Raw genomic sequence first — 368 nt, 5'->3', positions numbered from 1 at the left:
ATATATGTCGGGAATACATTTATTTCAAAGGTCTGATTAATTATATTTTTTGTATCCAGCACCATTGGAATTGGTGATTCATTTAATTCGATAAACTTTAAATAGGTTTTCCAGTTTTCATAATTACCTGCACCGCTCCATAGTATGATTACATCTAATTTATCTCTATTTTGATTACTTAACTTTACCAATTCAGGAATTCCTTTTAAACAGCCTTTGCATGCAGGAATAGATGAGTCTAACAAGAAGTATTTACCTTTTTTTAATTCTATTGATTTCAATTCGTTGTTTAGATCAACTACATCAAAAGATTCTAGCTTTTTACTTCCTGGATCATATTTAATACTTGATTCTGTCGGTATTTGTGA

Annotated in this window: 1 protein-coding gene; it reads right to left on the bottom strand. The window is 29.3% G+C overall.

What is annotated here, in order from left to right; all coding sequences use genetic code 11:
* Positions 1 to 368: TlpA family protein disulfide reductase (locus J1N10_RS21140; protein WP_262328701.1), on the bottom strand; the 368-nt coding region annotated here is incomplete at both ends.

This window comes from Carboxylicivirga litoralis, assembly GCF_025499605.1.
Taxonomy (GTDB): domain Bacteria; phylum Bacteroidota; class Bacteroidia; order Bacteroidales; family Marinilabiliaceae; genus Carboxylicivirga; species Carboxylicivirga litoralis.
This window is presented reverse-complemented; position numbering and strand designations above follow the sequence as displayed.